Source organism: Hirschia maritima DSM 19733 (assembly GCF_000378345.1).
Classification (GTDB): Bacteria; Pseudomonadota; Alphaproteobacteria; order Caulobacterales; family Hyphomonadaceae; genus Hirschia; species Hirschia maritima.
In genome coordinates this window covers 255991-272695 of the sequence record NZ_KB899545.1, presented here as the reverse complement: position 1 = coordinate 272695, position 16705 = coordinate 255991, and the positions used below count along the sequence as shown (strand labels likewise).

The 16705-nt window shown below is 45.0% G+C and carries 18 protein-coding genes; 1 reads left to right on the top strand and 17 read right to left on the bottom strand.

Annotated features, from left to right (window positions below; translation table 11 throughout):
* The 9 genes from F551_RS0106720 to serS all read right to left on the bottom strand — a co-directional run bounded on the left by F551_RS0106720 (position 1) and on the right by serS (position 9306).
* Positions 1 to 324: an energy transducer TonB gene (locus F551_RS0106720; RefSeq protein ID WP_018996728.1), complete on the bottom strand. Its 324-nt coding sequence runs from the start codon at positions 322 to 324 to the stop codon at positions 1 to 3.
* A 443-nt stretch (positions 325 to 767) separates the two neighbouring features.
* A complete protein-coding gene (gene secF / locus F551_RS0106715) occupies positions 768 to 1751 on the bottom strand; it encodes a protein translocase subunit SecF (protein ID WP_018996727.1) in 984 nt (327 codons plus the stop codon).
* A 12-nt stretch (positions 1752 to 1763) separates the two neighbouring features.
* Complete coding sequence (gene secD / locus F551_RS0106710; protein ID WP_018996726.1) at positions 1764 to 3356, bottom strand: protein translocase subunit SecD; 1593 nt, start codon at positions 3354 to 3356, stop codon at positions 1764 to 1766.
* Between the two features lie 12 nt (positions 3357 to 3368).
* On the bottom strand, positions 3369 to 3728 hold the full coding sequence (gene yajC, locus F551_RS0106705; protein WP_018996725.1) for a preprotein translocase subunit YajC: 360 nt from the start codon (positions 3726 to 3728) through the stop codon (positions 3369 to 3371).
* A gap of 161 nt (positions 3729 to 3889) precedes the next feature.
* On the bottom strand, positions 3890 to 6115 hold the full coding sequence (locus F551_RS17110; protein WP_018996724.1) for a LysM peptidoglycan-binding domain-containing M23 family metallopeptidase: 2226 nt from the start codon (positions 6113 to 6115) through the stop codon (positions 3890 to 3892).
* Positions 6116 to 6158: 43 nt separating this feature from the next.
* A complete protein-coding gene (locus F551_RS0106695; RefSeq protein ID WP_026296696.1) occupies positions 6159 to 6806 on the bottom strand; it encodes a protein-L-isoaspartate(D-aspartate) O-methyltransferase in 648 nt (215 codons plus the stop codon).
* A 24-nt stretch (positions 6807 to 6830) separates the two neighbouring features.
* Positions 6831 to 7598: a 5'/3'-nucleotidase SurE gene (gene surE / locus F551_RS0106690; RefSeq protein ID WP_018996722.1), complete on the bottom strand. Its 768-nt coding sequence runs from the start codon at positions 7596 to 7598 to the stop codon at positions 6831 to 6833.
* A gap of 31 nt (positions 7599 to 7629) precedes the next feature.
* The gene (locus F551_RS0106685; protein ID WP_155825823.1) at positions 7630 to 7962 is read right to left on the bottom strand and encodes a hypothetical protein; all 333 of its coding nucleotides are present in this window, start codon (positions 7960 to 7962) and stop codon (positions 7630 to 7632) included.
* A 30-nt stretch (positions 7963 to 7992) separates the two neighbouring features.
* Positions 7993 to 9306, bottom strand: coding sequence for a serine--tRNA ligase (gene serS / locus F551_RS0106680; protein ID WP_026296695.1), 1314 nt, complete (start codon positions 9304 to 9306; stop codon positions 7993 to 7995).
* 202 nt (positions 9307 to 9508) lie between these two features.
* Here serS and F551_RS0106670 point away from each other — a divergent pair, with 202 nt between their 5' ends.
* Positions 9509 to 9985 (top strand): hypothetical protein, encoded by a 477-nt coding sequence (locus F551_RS0106670; protein ID WP_018996718.1) that lies wholly within the window; start codon positions 9509 to 9511, stop codon positions 9983 to 9985.
* Positions 9986 to 10008: 23 nt separating this feature from the next.
* Here F551_RS0106670 and tatC read toward each other — a convergent pair whose 3' ends face one another.
* From tatC to F551_RS0106630, 8 genes are all read right to left on the bottom strand, one after another.
* Complete coding sequence (gene tatC, locus F551_RS0106665) at positions 10009 to 10818, bottom strand: twin-arginine translocase subunit TatC (protein ID WP_018996717.1); 810 nt, start codon at positions 10816 to 10818, stop codon at positions 10009 to 10011.
* Positions 10815 to 11222, bottom strand: a complete 408-nt coding sequence (gene tatB, locus F551_RS16365; protein ID WP_018996716.1) for a Sec-independent protein translocase protein TatB — start codon at positions 11220 to 11222, stop codon at positions 10815 to 10817. Before tatB ends, tatC begins: the two co-directional genes overlap by 4 nt.
* Before the next feature lie 69 nt (positions 11223 to 11291).
* On the bottom strand, positions 11292 to 11534 hold the full coding sequence (locus F551_RS0106655; protein ID WP_018996715.1) for a Sec-independent protein translocase family protein: 243 nt from the start codon (positions 11532 to 11534) through the stop codon (positions 11292 to 11294).
* A 97-nt stretch (positions 11535 to 11631) separates the two neighbouring features.
* Positions 11632 to 12501: an SMC-Scp complex subunit ScpB gene (gene scpB, locus F551_RS0106650; protein WP_018996714.1), complete on the bottom strand. Its 870-nt coding sequence runs from the start codon at positions 12499 to 12501 to the stop codon at positions 11632 to 11634.
* A 2-nt stretch (positions 12502 to 12503) separates the two neighbouring features.
* Entirely contained in the window at positions 12504 to 13334 is an 831-nt protein-coding gene (locus F551_RS0106645; RefSeq protein ID WP_018996713.1) for a segregation and condensation protein A, read from the bottom strand.
* A complete protein-coding gene (gene nagZ / locus F551_RS0106640) occupies positions 13334 to 14410 on the bottom strand; it encodes a beta-N-acetylhexosaminidase (protein ID WP_018996712.1) in 1077 nt (358 codons plus the stop codon). Before nagZ ends, F551_RS0106645 begins: the two co-directional genes overlap by 1 nt.
* The gene (locus F551_RS0106635; protein WP_018996711.1) at positions 14407 to 15327 is read right to left on the bottom strand and encodes an SPOR domain-containing protein; all 921 of its coding nucleotides are present in this window, start codon (positions 15325 to 15327) and stop codon (positions 14407 to 14409) included. Before F551_RS0106635 ends, nagZ begins: the two co-directional genes overlap by 4 nt.
* A gap of 144 nt (positions 15328 to 15471) precedes the next feature.
* Entirely contained in the window at positions 15472 to 16662 is a 1191-nt protein-coding gene (locus F551_RS0106630; protein WP_018996710.1) for a deoxyguanosinetriphosphate triphosphohydrolase, read from the bottom strand.
* Positions 16663 to 16705: the final 43 nt, after the last annotated feature.

Here is a 16705-nt window from a genome sequence, read left to right as displayed (position 1 = left end):
TTAAAGCTGAAAGTTAATCGTAACGTTAACGCCGGCATCTGGTGAGCCAGGCTCAAACTTCCACTTGCTTAACGCTTTGATTGCAGCTTTGTCGAAAACGCCAGGCATTGTTGCATCAGTCACTGTGACATTCTCAACTTTACCTGCATCATTCACATCAAATTGTAGAGATACAGCACCTTCAAGTTCGCGACGCTCAGCTCCACGTGGATATTCAGGAGCAACTTGTTTAACAACTTTTGCTTCTGCCAATGCCGGAGCAGTCGTTCCAAAGACTGTTGCTACTGAAAGCACAGCAGCCGACAATGCTAATTTCATCTTCATGGTATCACCCTTAAAACATATCAGTGGTACGGATTATCAAGTGCCCACAACAGAATATTCCGGCCACATTTCCGCTTTCACAGCGTGATACTGCCTCAGCAGGTGCAAATGTTAGGTTAATTTAACCATCAAAATTAGTAAGAATGCTAAGCACAATTGGACAATTTGAATTTTGAGTCGGTGCTATTTGTTGCAAACATCTGAACAATAAAGCTTTTTTTCTCCTTAAAAAATTTTGAAAAAAATATATCCTTACATTCTCAACAAAATAGTAATCACTCATCGCCTCAACTTAAAGGCGATATATCTGCTTTTACAACATTATTAATTAACACCCTTAGCACCTTCTATTAACGAACAAGATATAAAAAGAGCGCCCAATCATATAATCGGGCGCTCTCGTTAAGAATTAGAGATTGAGTTTTAAAACGGTACTATTCTACCTATACTTGGGCCCCTTGAGGATCTGGCTCGGCCTCGCCCCCAGCAATCGTGCTACGGCGCATCCCTGTGTGCAGCAGAATTGCCGATGCAATAAAGATCGATGAGTAAGTTCCTATAACGACACCCCAAATCATTGCGAAAGAGAAACCTCTAAGAACCTCCCCTCCCAGCAAGAAGATTGATATCAACGCCAGTAAAGTTGTACCAGAAGTTAGCAATGTTCTAGAAAGCGTTCTATTTACTGACATGTCTATCACATCAATTTGCGACATTTTCTTGTATCGACGCAATTCTTCACGCACACGGTCATATACTACAACAGTATCGTTCATTGAATAACCAACAATTGTGAGAAGTGCTGCAATTGTTGAAAGATTGAACTCAAACTGAGTCACCGCAAACATTCCGATAGTCAAAATAACATCATGAACGAGGGCCAAAACGGCACCTACTGAGAACTGCCACTGGAAACGGAACCAGATATAAACAAGCATCAAGCTCAAAGCGACGACAAGCGCCATAATACCGTCTTGCATCAACTCGCCAGAGACTTTTGGTCCAACAGCCTCTTTACGGCGTTCTTCAATGTCACCAAATTCGGACTTCAGCGCAGTTAAGATCCCGGCAGCAGTTGCTTGCACAGCCGCTTCAACTTCGTCCCCCGTCGCTTCAGGAGCTTTAGTTTTGATCAAAGCTATCGTTGTATCTGTTTCTTCAGCAACGAGATTGTCCTTGATCTCTGTCACTTCGACACCAGCAAGATCCAGAGAAGATAATGCGCTACGGATTTCACCGATATCTACTTTTGTTGGTGTTTCAACTTCAACAACGACACCACCGACAAAATCGATCCCGAAATTGAGGCCACGCGTAACTACCATTGCAATAGAACCGACAATCAAAATCAATGACAGAGCAAATGCTGCCATTCTGAATTTCATAAATTTGAATTTTGGTTCCGTAGGAAGGTATTTAAGTAACATAATCCATCCCTCCTATACTGGCAGCTTTTTAGGGCGCAAAGTACGCACCCAATCAGACATAAACATCCGCGTTAAAACAAATGCCGTGAACACAGATGTGAAAATACCAATCCCAAGTGTTACAGCAAACCCTTTAACCGGCCCTGATCCTAACCAAAACAACACAGCCGCAGCGATCAATGTTGTCAGGTTTGCATCGAGAATAGTTGACCCAGCTTGTTTATAACCGATCTCGATCGAATTGATTGGCGATCTACCATTTCGATTTTCTTCTCGGATTCTTTCAAATACAAGAACGTTAGCATCCACAGCCATACCGATAGTTAGAATAATCCCTGCAATCCCCGGAAGAGTTAGCGTGGCTCCCAGACCGGAAAGCGCTCCGACCAACAGCATAATGTTGGCAGCAAGCGATACGACTGCAAAGACGCCCCATAAGCCATATGCAAGAATCATAAACACCGCGACCAAAGCCAGACCAATGGCAGATGCCATAGTTCCTGCACGGATGGAGTCTTCACCCAAGCCAGCTCCAACCACACGTTGTTCCACCACCTGTAGCTTAGCCGGCAACTCACCTGCTCTCAAAACGATTGCAATTGCGTTTGCTTCCTGAATAGTGAACTGGCCTGTGATGCGGCCAGAACCACTCAAGATCGGCGTTCTAACATTTGCTGCCGAGACAACTTTACCATCCAAAACAATAGCAAACCGATTTCCAACATTTTCTGTTGTAAATTCACCAAATGCTTTTGCACCACGTGAATTCAGAGTAAAATTAATTTGTGGGCTATTGTTTTCATCAAACCCTTGAGAAGCAGATGTAAAATCAGATCCAGTCAAAATAGGGTCTTCAAAAACAACATATTCCTCTGGTGTATAGGCATCCAAGCGTTTTACTTTACCTAGACGAGGCTCATCAACGCGATATTGAGTTGCATCAGCTGCATCATCCACCAAATTCACAGTCATTACACCTGCGCGCTGAATCAATTCGATCAGCTCTGTTGGATCATCTAATCCGGGCACTTCGAGTACAATTCTGTTGGAACCTTGACGCTGAATATTTGGATCAGTCGTTCCTGAACCATCCACACGACGACGAACAACTTCAATTGAGTCTTCCAGCGCCTCAACTTCAAGTTCTTCAAGACGCGCATTAGAAAACTTTACAGTCATCACACCGTTCTGTTCACTAATGTCCAAACTTTGCGCACCACCAATACCACCGACTGGAGAAGAAAGTTCCCGCACCCGACGTTTAGCTTCATCAACCTGACTTGGCTCTACAACACGAAAACGAACCCCACCGTCGATAACTTCTCGACCTCGGAATTTCACATTGTTCGGTTTTTTGATGAGCGACCGTTGAATATCGCGCGAAAGCTCTAGCAACTTATTTTGTTGCAATTCCTCTGGATCAACCTCCAGCAAGAGATAGGAACCACCTTTAAGGTCGAGCCCTAATTTTACGGTCTCAGACGGCACGAAACCCGGCAAACCTGCGCGCTGACCTGCATTTAACAGGTTCGGCAAGCATAACCACGCTCCGAGCATCACAACGCCCAGTACGAGCAGACGTTTCCACAGTGGAAATTGCAACATAATTAAATGACTCTAGCTTTTTGAAGTATCGTTGGCCGGTTGTGGTGTGTTCTTGCCACGAACATCTGCAATCATGCCACGCAGTACGCGAAGCTTTACACCCTCGCCCGCATCCATAACGACTTCAGTGTCCTCTACGCGCGTAACTTTACCGATCAATCCACCTGTCGTGATAATTGTATCACCTTTCACAACGGCATTGATCATTGCCTGGTGTTCTTTTTGCTTCTTCTGTTGTGGGCGGATCATGAAAAAGTACATGACCGCAAAAATCCCGATAAAGGGAAGAATCTGAATTAGAAATGATGGTTGAGCTGCAGCTCCTGGTGCAGCTGCTCCAGCAGCTTGAAAAATTAGTGGTGCGATACTCATAAACGCCTCTTAAATTATCCCTCTTCTGCTCTCTTATGAAAGCAGTTGCGAGCTAGCGAGCAATCTAAGGCTCAACTAACAACGCATTCCAGCCGCGGACTATATCGATAGGCCCACGTAATGCAATGTGTGCACGCACTTTGGATATTCAAGATTTGCAATTAAATTGGCTGTTTTCCAGTTAAATGCCCGGTTGGATCAATTGGAGACTTCCCTTTGCGCAATTGAAAGTGCAATTGAGGGCTATCTACAGAGCCAGTCTCACCGACTCGTGCAATTTCCTGTCCTTGAAGAATCGCCTGTCCTTCTTCTACTAAAAGCTCTTTGGCATGGGCATATGCACTCACCCAACCTCCACCATGATTGATCAAGATCAAATGACCAAAACCGGGAAGTTCACTTCCTGCATACACAACATAACCATCCGATATCGCTTTGATGGGCGCTCCAGAACGCGCAGCAATGTTGAGCCCATCACTCTTTTTTCCGTCTGGTAACAGTCCAAATTTTCGAATTAAGTTGCCTTGCAAAGGCCACACAAACCCTTTTGCCTTTCCGGGCAAATCTACATTTTTGACAATTTTTGTTGCCTTAGTTGGTGCCGCCTCATCAAAACGCCCAAGGCTTGTATTTCGCTTTGCAAGCTTGGCAGCATCAACAGCCAACTCAGTTGGCACCTTATTCACCGCCACCATTTGAGATGATGGAGACGCTACAGTTGCTACATGCCCAACCATTGGAGCTGCAATCCCAGTTGATTTTGCGAATGCAATTTCTTGAGCCTTTGCGGATGCAATGGCAGTTGCCTCAGACGCCATGACATCTCTTGCCAAACTCGGAAGTAAAATCTCATTCCCAGGATATATTGTCCAAGGCTTTGGCAACGCATTCATGTTTGCCAACGAACGCGTGTCGACATTATACCGCCGCGAGATTGCATATAAGGTCTCACCAGCTTCAACGACATGAATATTTGGAGGCGGCAACTGAATAAAACTACCTACTTCTAGCGCAAAAGGAGGCTGTAGATTGTTTGTTTCAACCAATGCCCGCAGCGCAACGCGATACCGTTCAGACAAGCTAAACAATGTGTCACCGGGAAGCACTTGCACACCATACCCCATAGGCGCTTGTTTAATGAGCGGTTGCTGGGCAATTGAAATCGGCTGTTGCGTGAGTGGACGTTGAGCCGCTGCTCTGTGTTCGATGCCAGCTTGATTGGTTATTGCTTGCCTAAACTGTTGCGGGGGCTGATTTTGCGGACGTTGAGACGGTTGAAACTCTGGTTGTGCATTTTCATAGTCCAAACTTTTATAACCCGCGTGCTCTCGCATGGACATAAGGTCTTCATTAGAAAAGTCGGTCCTTTGCGAACTTCTGTCTTTTTTGCCTTTTAGAGCTGAGAAACCTTTCCCCAAGAGAGAACCTGCAACTCCAATTGCTGTACCAGCAGCCGCAGGAGCCGCCGAATTCATTGTTTGTACCGTCGCAGCAGTCGCGCTGATTTGAGCCGCACTCTTCACAACTGAACCTGTATTTGACGCAGCTTGTGACGCGTATTTTGTAAGATCAGAATTAGACGCAACCTTTGAAACTGCGTTACCAAACTCCACAGGAACTGAGCCAGGAATATTCGTTGCGGGTATCGTGGCAGCTGGAACATTCATCGCCGGGATATTTGTGGATGGCATATTCATAGCCATTTCAGGGGTCGACATTGGAGGGATATTCCCCCCCTGATATCCCATTTGTGGAACATTTATTTGTGTCTGAGGTATTTGCACCTGCGGCGTTTGGAAATTAGGTGTCTGCCCGGCAGGATACTGGTTTATCGCTGCTTGAATATTCTGAGACGGAGCTTCATACAAAGTTTGCGGTACCGTTTTAGGAACACCCTGCCCGTATGGCGGTGACGCATACCCATTGCGAGATTGAGCGACACCTTGCTGAAATACTTGCGGGTTTTGTTGTGACGCCACAGATTGCGCCTGACCAGACATTTGCTGTTGGGCTTGTTGTGTCGCCTGTTGTTGAGCTTGATAGCTTGTTCTTTGCTGAACCTGCTGCTGTGTTTGCTGCTGCGCCTGCTTTGAAGCTCTCTCAGCTGCTTGTCGCTTTAATTCGGTCTGCTCGCGTGTTTTCGCAACTTTCTCGTAATACTCAACATTGGGTTTTTCCAATGGGCTTCCCTGCGATACAGGCGCGTATTCATTGGGTGTTGGCACCCTATATTGTGAATGCTGGGCAGCAGAACGAAATTCAACAGGGGCAGTTTCGCGGCCAGATTGAGCATGAGCTGGCGCACATAAAAACCCAGACATCGCACCAAATGATACGACACTTACAGTTAATACTGATCTTATTGAAATCAGTTTTGAATCACTCATTCTTTAACTGTCGGATACTCAAAAACACCCGACCTCCTGCAAATTAAAGCTCTCTTGCAGTGCCAATAATGAGGGGTAAAAACTTAGAAGGCCCTAACGAAGTTAGTTTTTCGACCTGATTTTCTACTCTTTTATACACATTTATGTGTTGTGAACCGTCTTTTTCTACTGGGGCGATCAATATTCCGTCAGGTTTTAATTGTTGAGCCAAAGTATAGGGAGGACGCGAAATAGAACCTGTGAGAATGATACGGTCAAATGGAGCTCGTTCTTGAAGACCCAATAATCCATCACCGTGGAACAATCTAACATTATCCAGTTCAAGCGAAAGCAAGGTTTCAGCTGCTTTCTCATGCAAGGTCCGAAAACGCTCTATTGTGTATACGCGTTTCGCTAACAGAGACAAAACAGCAGCTTGATAACCAACACCAGTTCCAACTTCTAAAACTGAGTGATCTTCCTTCACATCAAGAGCCTGAAGCATTCGTCCAACGACGACCGGCAAAGATAATTCTTGTCCACAAGCAATTGGCACCTGCAGGTTATCATAAGCCATGTCGCGATAATCAGGCGGGACAAAAACCGCGCGCGGGGTTTTCTCCACCGCACTCATAACGCGATTGTCCATCACGCCCGCTTGCCGCAGCTGCAAGACTAGCCGCGCAGCTCTATAAGGATCTACTATACTCAACGGTCAAAGACCTTTTTAAAACTCTTATAAATCGCCAAAAGACTCGGCGAGAATATCACGATACGCATAATGCGTTAAATCAACGTGCAGCGGCGATATACTAATCTTGTCTTCGTAGATACAACGAAGATCAGTTCCAGCAGGTGGATCTGATTTTGGACCACCGTGAGACAACCAATAATAATCGCGTTTACGGGGATCTGTGCGCTTTTCAGAATTGATAATAGGGAAATCACGCATGCCTTGCGAAGTGATCTCTACGCCCTGAACATCTTCTATTTCACAGTCAGGAAAATTGACGTTCATAACAACGTCTTCTGGCCAGCCAGTTTCCAACAAACGCTTTAGAACTTTAGGTCCAAAATGACGTGCTGTATCCCACGCTACCCCCTGCCCTTTGCGAAAGCCTTTTGTCTGAGAAAAAGCAATGCCCGGCACACCAAGTATCATCCCTTGAATACATGCTCCAACAGTACCCGATTGAGATGTGTCTTCCCCAACATTTTGACCTGCATTTACACCAGACAAAATAAGATCGGGCTTCTTGTCTCCTAGGATGTGTTCAATACCAAGCACAACACAGTCCGTTGGCGTGCCTTCGATACGGAAACGTTTTTCCGCGCGTTGATCAACGCGCACCGCTTCAGACACTGTGATAGCTCGCCCCTGTCCGGATTGCTCTTGTAAAGGAGCTACCATCCACACATCGTCAGAGATAGAACGCGCAATTTCCTCCATGACCTTAAGGCCTGGAGCGTCCATTCCATCATCATTAGTGACGAGTACGCGCATTTCTTTTCCTTTGCATATTACTTACAATCAATCACAGATTATATAGTTCAAAATTTTTTACTGAACTTGGCCAACTTTGATCACCATAAGTATATCCTTCGATTGCTCGCGGAATACCCTTATCAATAAATATTAGAAAACCTACCTCTATTCCAAAGTTCAAAGTTGCTCCAACTTTACCCCACACTGAACTCTGCCCGCCATACAACAAAGGAAAATTTTGAGGTGTTCTTATCTCTGTAAAAAAACCCACTCCAGTATAAGTTCGGTCGATCAATTCTAATTTAGACTCAGAAAAAGACAATCTGACCTCTTCAAACAAAAACTTTGAGAAAACATCTTTTTCAATTTTATTCAGCACCAAGTTAAACCTCTAACTGAACTATTTTAGCAATTATCCAATCACCTCAACGCCGCCCATGTATGACACAAGCGCGCTTGGCACTTTGATCGAGCCATCTTCTTGTTGATAGTTTTCAAGCACAGCAACAAGTGTACGCCCAACAGCTAAACCAGACCCGTTCAACGTGTGCACAAATTGTGTTTTAGGCTTTTTGTTTTCTTCTGTCGGCGCAGGTTTAAAGCGTGCATTCATGCGGCGCGCTTGGAAGTCACCACACGTTGAGCATGAAGAGATTTCACGATATGTATCTTGTGATGGCAACCATACTTCAATGTCGAAGGTACGCTTAGCACCAAACCCAATATCTCCAGTACACAGTTTCACCACGCGATAAGGCAATTCCAGTTTTTGTAAAATGGCCTCTGCACATTGTGTCATGCGCTCTAGCTCAGCTTCACTGTCCTCTGGCTTAGTGATCGATACCATTTCAACTTTTGTAAATTGGTGCAGACGGATCATTCCTTTAGTATCACGTCCTGCTGATCCTGCTTCAGACCTGAAACAAGGCGTTGCCGCTGTCATGCGGATAGGTAATTGATCTTCAGATAATATCTGCTCGCGCACCAAGTTCGTGACTGGCACTTCTGCTGTTGGAATTGTGTAATAATCATTTGTTGTTTTGAAGAGATCTTCCTCAAACTTAGGAAGCTGACCGGTACCTTGAAGTGCATCCCCGCGCACCAAAAATGGCGGCGATACTTCTTGATAGTCATGCTCTTCAGTTTGCACATCCAGCATGAATTGCGTCAAAGCACGCTCAAGTTTGGCCATTTTCCCACGTAGTGCCACAAAACGTGCACCTGAAATCTTAGCGGCTGTTTCAAAGTCCATCAGGGCAAAGCCCTTCTCGTCTTTTAGTTTTTCACCCAGATCAGCGTGCTCTTGGGCAGCAAATGCCAATTTAGTCGGCTCACCCCAGCCACGCACTTCTTCATTGTCATCTTCATCTTCACCATCTGGAACATCATCATGAACAATATTTGGAAGACCAAGCAGGATGTCGTCTAATTTGGTACGAATTCCTGCTTCTTTCTCGCCAATTTTTTCCATCGTTGCTTTTGCATCAGCAACTGCGGTCATTAAGCGCTTGGCTTCATCTTCATCGCCTGTTGCTTTAGCTTTACCGATCAGTTTTGAAGATTTGTTGCGAACTTGCTCGGCTTCTTGAATTTCATGCACCGCCGCACGTAATTGCTCGTCTAATTCCAAAATTTCGGACACAACATCACCCAATCCCGACTTACGGCGGTTCCATCCATTACGGAAAGCTTCTGGGTTTTCGCGAAGTGCGCGGATATCGTGCATTTTTACAGCTCCTGAAATCAGGTAATTGGTCATAGTTATTCAGTGAAATTGGCAATAGCACTGTTTGAAGAAAATAACAGCCATATTGGCAATTTGCTTCACATAACATTTGCCACACATCATGTTCACTTGAAATTGTGTAGGCGTTATCGCCCCTTTTGAGCTATCCTTGCCCCACAATAGTAAAGCAAGGGGATGAAGAATGCTGTACATCAAAAAATATGGCCACTGGGTCATCTCAATTTTCATCGCGATCATCTTTCTTGATTCGCTGAGATTTAAATTTACCAACGCCCCCGAAACTCAAACAATATTTGGCAAACTAGATGCTTGGGCAGAGACACTCGGCGCTGGAGGCGTTTTCTCTCAAACAGGGTTGTTCAGCCAATATGTGATTGGTGGCGCAGAACTGGTTGCATCGCTTCTCATTCTAACAGGTCTTTTCCTTGGCTATAAAACCTTGCAAGGTCTTGGCGCACTCATCGGTGTGGCCATCATGACCGGTGCGATTAGTTTTCACCTCTTCACGCCATTAGGTATTGACCCGAACAATGATGGCGGCGGCCTTTTTTATGCTGCGTGTGTTGTTTGGATAGGCTCTATCGTGCTGGCAATTCTAAGACGCAATGAATTGCTCAAGTTGGGTTGTAATCTCGTAAACTCACTTCTCAGCAAATAAAAGAGCTTCAATGAATGAGCGCCCTAAACGTTGAGGCGCTCTTCTTCATCTTCTTTCGTTTCACGCTTACGCTCTACAAGCGATGCAGCGAGAATTCCCAATTCGTAGAGAAGATAAACAGGCAAAGCCAAAGCTGTTTGCGAGAATGGATCTGGAGGCGTCATCAACATTGCAACGGCAAAAATCACCACGACAGCGTATTTACGTCCACCCCGCAATTGCTTGGCAGAGACCACACCAGCACGAGCCAACAATGACATTACCACCGGTGTCTGAAAAGCGATTCCAAATGCTGTAATCAAGGAGAGAGACAAGTCTACATACGGCTTGGCTTTAGGCAGAAACGTTACACCATCAAATTCCTGCATAAACGCAAAACGCATTACAAACGGCAGGATAACGAAATAAACGAGCGCTGCACCAAGCACAAACAAGAAAGGTGTGATTGTGATATATGGCACCATTGCTTGACGTTCGGATTGATACAACCCCGGCGCAATAAACCCATATACCTGCCAAGCAACAAATGGAAATGCGACCGCGAGTCCTGCAAGCAGTGACAATCTCAATTTAATAAACAAGATCTCGAAAGCATCTGTGAAGATCACACCATCAATGGCATTTGAAGCGCCAAATTCTGCCTTGGCCCGATCGAAAGGAAGCATGAGATAATCAAACATGTATTGTGAAAAAACAAACGCAACCACAGCACACACACCAACTGCAATGAGCACTTTCACCAATCTGGATCGTAATTCGATCAAATGATCCATCATAGGTGCACGGCTGGCTTCAACATCCTCATGCCCTGCAGGCAGCATCTCTTGGCTCATGATGCAGCCTCATCTTTTTTCGGCACTTTAGAATCTAATTTTGTTTTTTCGACTTCTAGCTTTTCTTCAGCCTCAGAATTGGACTTTTCAAAATCAGCCTTCATCTGGCTTGAAACTTCTTTGGCATCTTTCGCGATATCTGCTTCGGTCGATGCTAAGTCAGATTGCAATTCGTCCAGACCACTCTCTTTTTTAAGAGCTTCGACCTCTTTTTTTAACTCTTCAAGCTCTGCTTGACGCCCTAATTCATCAAAACTCTGCCGGAACTCAAATGCCATCATACGCATTTTCCCTGTGATACGCCCAAACTTACGCATCATTAACGGCAGGTCTTTTGGTCCCAGCACGACGAGCGCAAGAATGCCTAACACCAGTATTTCAATGAATCCGATCTGAGGGATCATGTACCCGAGTACTCCAGCGGCAGGATTTCAAAACAAACCCTGAATGGCTTTCATCAAGCCAAAGCCTTACTAAACTTCAGTTTTATCTTTGTTTGGTGTGATGTTGATTGTGTCACCATCATCAATAGATTTAGGTTCTGCAGACTTCGTTTCGTCTGGCTCATCACCTTCTTTCAAGCCCTTACGAAAGCTTGTGACACCTTTTGCCAAATCGCCCATAATTGCAGAAATTTTGCCGCGCCCACCAAAGAACAGAAGAGCCAAAACTAGCACGATCAACAATTGCAAAGGGTGAATTCCACCAAAACCCATAACGATTTACTCTCCTGCTATATTTAGCATTTTCCAGTGTTCAGCTGGCAATCTAGTTTAAATGATCACGCTTCGCAAATATAAACGCAAGATATTCTTACTCTTCCTGATTAAAATCAGTGTGAAATTCTGAAGGATCCGACAAATCATCATCAATCGCATCGATAATCTCTAATAAATCATCGTCTGCTTCTGAATCAGAGGGTCTTGGCATATCAAAATCATCAGGGATATTTGCTGATAACAATCCAGCCGCTTTCATCTCATCCCGACCCGGCAATGAATCCAGATTATCTATTCCAAAATGTTCTAAAAAGGCATTGGTAGTTCCATACACAACAGGCCTTCCTGGAGTTTTACGACGTCCCCTTAGCTTGATCCAATCCATCTCCAACAATACATCAAGCGTTCCCTTGGACACAGCAACACCGCGCACATCCTCAATTTCTGCACGCGTGCAAGGTTGGCAATAAGCTATGATAGACAGCGTCTCCATCGCAGCTTTCGAAAGCTTTTTTTCCTCTTCGCGTGTTTCTTCAAAAAGGAATGCCAAATCTGGCGCGGTTTGAAACCGCCACCCCCCTGCAATTTCCATTAATTGAATACCGCGATCTGAGTATGTCTTCTGCAATTGCATCAAAATGTTCGCCACATCCGCTCCCGGTGGCAACATTTCAACAAGTTCACCAGCTTCAATTGGTTTAGTGGTTGCAAACAAAATGGCCTCTGCGCGACGCAAAGCATCAATTTCTATTTCAGCAGAGTCTTTTGGTGTTACATCCTCAGGCTCTTCATCCATGAGTTTATGAATGTCATTTCCCAAAATTGCGTGAGCCACTTCCATTGGCACTTCATCGCCTTCAGCATCTGAGGTTGGCTCGAGACTATCTCTTGCTTTACGTTTTTCTTTGCGCGAAAGCTCCGCAACGACTTTGCGGATCGCTTCAGGATCTGAATTATCACTCATATCTATTCCGCAGCCCGACGTGTTTCGCGGCTAGTATTTGCTCGCCTCACATAAACATCAGATAGCGCAGCGTCCTGCCTCAAATCAACCGCACGATCGCGGGTTAATTCTAAAGCTGCTGCAAAATAGCTAGCAGTGACCGATTTCCTAGGAGTTTCATCGGGTTCATCTTTGGGAGGTTCAAACCCTTGAATAGCCGCCCAATCATCAAGTTTGGGAGCGATTTTTTTCAATGATTTTCTGGCACTCTCTAAAGCGAGAACGGGTTGGCGTCTTACCACATGTGATCTGATTTTTGATTTACGAGACTGAATATTCCCAAAGGCTTTCATCAAATCATAAATCGAGGCTTTGTAAGTTGTTTTTTTGTTGATCTGAATTTGCTCGGTCATCCCTCGCAAAAAAACATCTCGCCCAGTTATATCAAGATGGCTCATTTCATCCGAAGCATTCCGCATGGCTTCAAGACGAGCTAGTCGAAATGCTAAACGTCTTGCCATCCCCTCAGCCTCGGGCTCAACATCCTCATTATTATCAAGTTTGGGCAATAATAGTTTGGATTTTAGATAAGCAAGCCATGACGCCATCAAAAGATAATCAGCTGCCAAATCAATGCGATTTGTTTTAGCCTCCAAAATGAAGTCTAAAAACTGCTCTGCCAATTGTAAGATAGAAACTTGAAGCAGATCTACTTTCTGTTTCCTAGCAAGCTCCAGTAACATATGTAATGGGCCTTCAAAGCCATGAATATCAACAAAGAATAACTCATCAGCCCCAGCCTCTTCAGCCTTAAGCGACATATCTCGCAAAGACTGATCCTGCGTATTTCGCATTACACAGAGACTCGACTGGTAGGATCTCGTCCAATTTCATCTGCGCCCACTTTTGCCAACAATTCCTCAAACCTGAAACGTCCAGCTTCTATATCAAAGGGTTTGCGATGAAGTGTTGCATCCTCGGCAAATTTTGCGCGTTCTGCTGCACGCCCCGAAAGACGCGGACTTGCCCCCGCGACTTGACGCATTTCAGAAAGGATAATCTCTGGGTCTTTTTGAAACCCAGAACAGTTCAGCGCAATGTCACATCCAGCTTCAAAAGAAGCTCGAGCTCGACTTTCAAGCGTTCCACCCAAAGCCTTCATTCCCAGATCATCGCCCATCAACAATCCATCAAAACCAATTCGATTGCGGATCACATCACGAATGATCTTGCGAGACACCGTCGCAGCATTTTCTGCATCATAGGCTTGATATGCAATATGTGCTGTCATCGCCATTGGCGCATCACTCAACGCAGAAAACGGAGAAAAGTCTTGTTCCAATTCTTGTGCACTTGCATCAACAACTGGAAGAGCTTCATGACTATCTTGCTTGGCGCGCCCATGTCCGGGAATGTGTTTAATGACACTCGCCACACCACCATCCATTAATCCTTTAATAGCCGCAGCCCCTAACGCTGACACCTGCCTAGCTGTATCGCCAAATGCTCTATCCCCCACAATGTCATGTGCACCGGGATGCGAAAGGTCCAAATTAGGCGCGCAATCAGCATAGATTCCCAAAGGCTGCAATTCAGCCGCCATCAACCGATGTCCTAACCAAGCAGCCTCCTCACCAAGTTCTGGAGATTTTTTATATAGGTCGGAGTAAACCTTTGCAGCTGGAAAGTCAGGCCATTCAGGGGGCCTCAAACGTCGCACGCGTCCACCTTCTTGGTCTACAAAGATCAAACATGGCCGACCGAGTGCAGACCAAATTGAGTCAACTAAAGCGCGCACTTGATTTTTAGTTTTGATGGAACGGCCCATCAGAATAATACCCCAGGGATTATTCTGCGCTAGGAAAACCGCCTCTTCATCTCGAAGTTCAGGTCCTGATACACTAAGAATGCAAGCTTTTGGTGCGTTCATTTTTTCTCTGCAACGATACAATCTCCCCCGCTCGCTTTGTACGCTTTACAGAAAACATTCGCATCTGCGCGCGAATCAAAGCTGCCGGCTTGAATACGATGCCACACGCCCTTGGGCCCTAGGTCAACGGTTTGCACGTGTCTCTTTGCATTTTGGAACAGATTTGGTGCCTTTTTCCCTGCATTTTTCCAAACAGAGTCGACTGCATCTGTCGTTTTTACGGCAGCAAGCTGTACAACAAACCGTCCAGCGCTGGAAAATTTAGGTGTATTTTCACTAGATTTAGGCGTGACAGAGCGTGGCTTAGGCTTCTGGATTGGCGTCACATTTAACTCAGCAGATTGCACCGGTGGTTTCTTAATCACAGGGCGAGGTTTAATTTCTTGAGTAACAACCGACGAGCTGGCAGGCTTTGCTCCAGGCCGTAAATCAACTGGTTTACCATTTTCACCCAGTTTCCGATTTTGAACCTGGCGTTTCACTGCGGGTTGAACTGATTTAGACGCCAATCCTCCAGATTGATTGGCTTCAATTGCCACTTTCTCAAGAACAGGAACAGGCTCTTCACGTACATTGATGTCGGTTGCTTCAAATTCAGTTCGGGATGTACCTCCCACTTGATCTAGCACGCGAATATTTGTGTTTTCATCTGCGCGCCCACCAGGATCTACCGGTCGTACCTTGAAAGCCCCTTCCGAAGCAATTTGCGGAAGTGCCGAGCTATCGGAATGACGCACTCCTTGCTTATAAGCATTCCAAACCACGACACCAAACACAGCTATGACACCCAACGCCATGGCGAGCACTAGAGGACCGCGATTGTTGTCATCGGGTATCTCATATCCACCATTTTCATCTGGCAATACAGCGTATGCCATCTGTTTTTTTTCGGCCTGATTGGTTTTACGATCTGTCATTTCATTTGCCTAAAAGCACAGAATTGAGCTTAAATTCACTTACATTCCGTCCACATACTAAGTTTTCCACGGTTAATTTAAGTGGATTTGGTTTATGCAGCCTAAACTGATTGATAAAAATTTAAGTAAATTTATTTTTGATTCTTAGATCATGGAATCAAGATTAAACAATCGGCGATGCTCTTCAATAGCGTAATTGTCAGTCATCCCTGCTATGTAATCACACACAATGCGCGCACGTCTCTCACCAGATGTTTGCTCCGCATCCTGACGCCAAGGTGGCGGTAATGTGTTAGGTTCATTGTTAAACAACTCAAACAATTCATGTAGAATTCGGCGAGCTTGTGATCGCATGCGATTGACTTTAAAATGCTTATACATACGTTCATATAAAAATGCCCGAAGCACTTTTTGTTTGTCGTTCAACCGTTTTGAAAACGCGACAACAGGCTCATCAAGACCTCTAATATCTTCTGGACTTTGTGGATTATGCTTCTTTAATCGACGACGCGTTTCTTTGACTAAGTCATCAATCCAAATCCCAATCAATCGACGCACGGCCTCCGCAACAATTAATTTAGGTTCCAAAAACGCATATTCTTTACGGACTGCTTTAAAAACATCTCCAACCAAAGGAACTTCGCAGATTTCTTCAACAGTGAATAATCCTGCCGCAATCCCATCATCGATATCATGATTATTATAGGCGATATCATCTGCTAAAGCGGCAACTTGAGCCTCAGGCCCTGCAAAAGTATGTAATTCCAAATTTTCTAATTGAGGATAATCGCGAAATGCTTGTGGAAGTGAATCTATAGATTGACCATCCGTCAGAAGTGGCCCGTTATGCTTTACCAGCCCTTCTAAAGTTTCCCAGCTCAGGTTTAATCCATCAAAATGTGGGTATCGTTTTTCCAAACGTGTCACAACTCTCAGTGTTTGGGCATTGTGATCAAATCCATTAAATTCTTCCATGCATTCATCAAGCTCGTCTTCACCAGCATGACCAAACGGCGGATGTCCCATATCATGCGACAACGCTAATGCCTCCGCCAGATCCTCATCTAAACCAAGTGTACGCGCTACTGATCTAGCAATCTGAGCCACTTCCAGTGAATGTGTGAGTCTAGTCCGGTAAAAATCACCTTCATGCGCGACAAATACCTGCGTTTTCTGTTTCAATCTTCTGAACGCTGATGAATGTATGATTCTATCTCTATCGCGCTGAAAACACGTCCGCGTCGCTGACGGTCCCTCTTCATATGCTCGACCACGAGTTTTAAGTGGATCTGTGGCATAAATTGCACGAGGTGGCGGGATAAATGTTTCAACCATCAAAGATGAATCCAAAAAAGCTTTTAATTTCGGCGCGCTATTA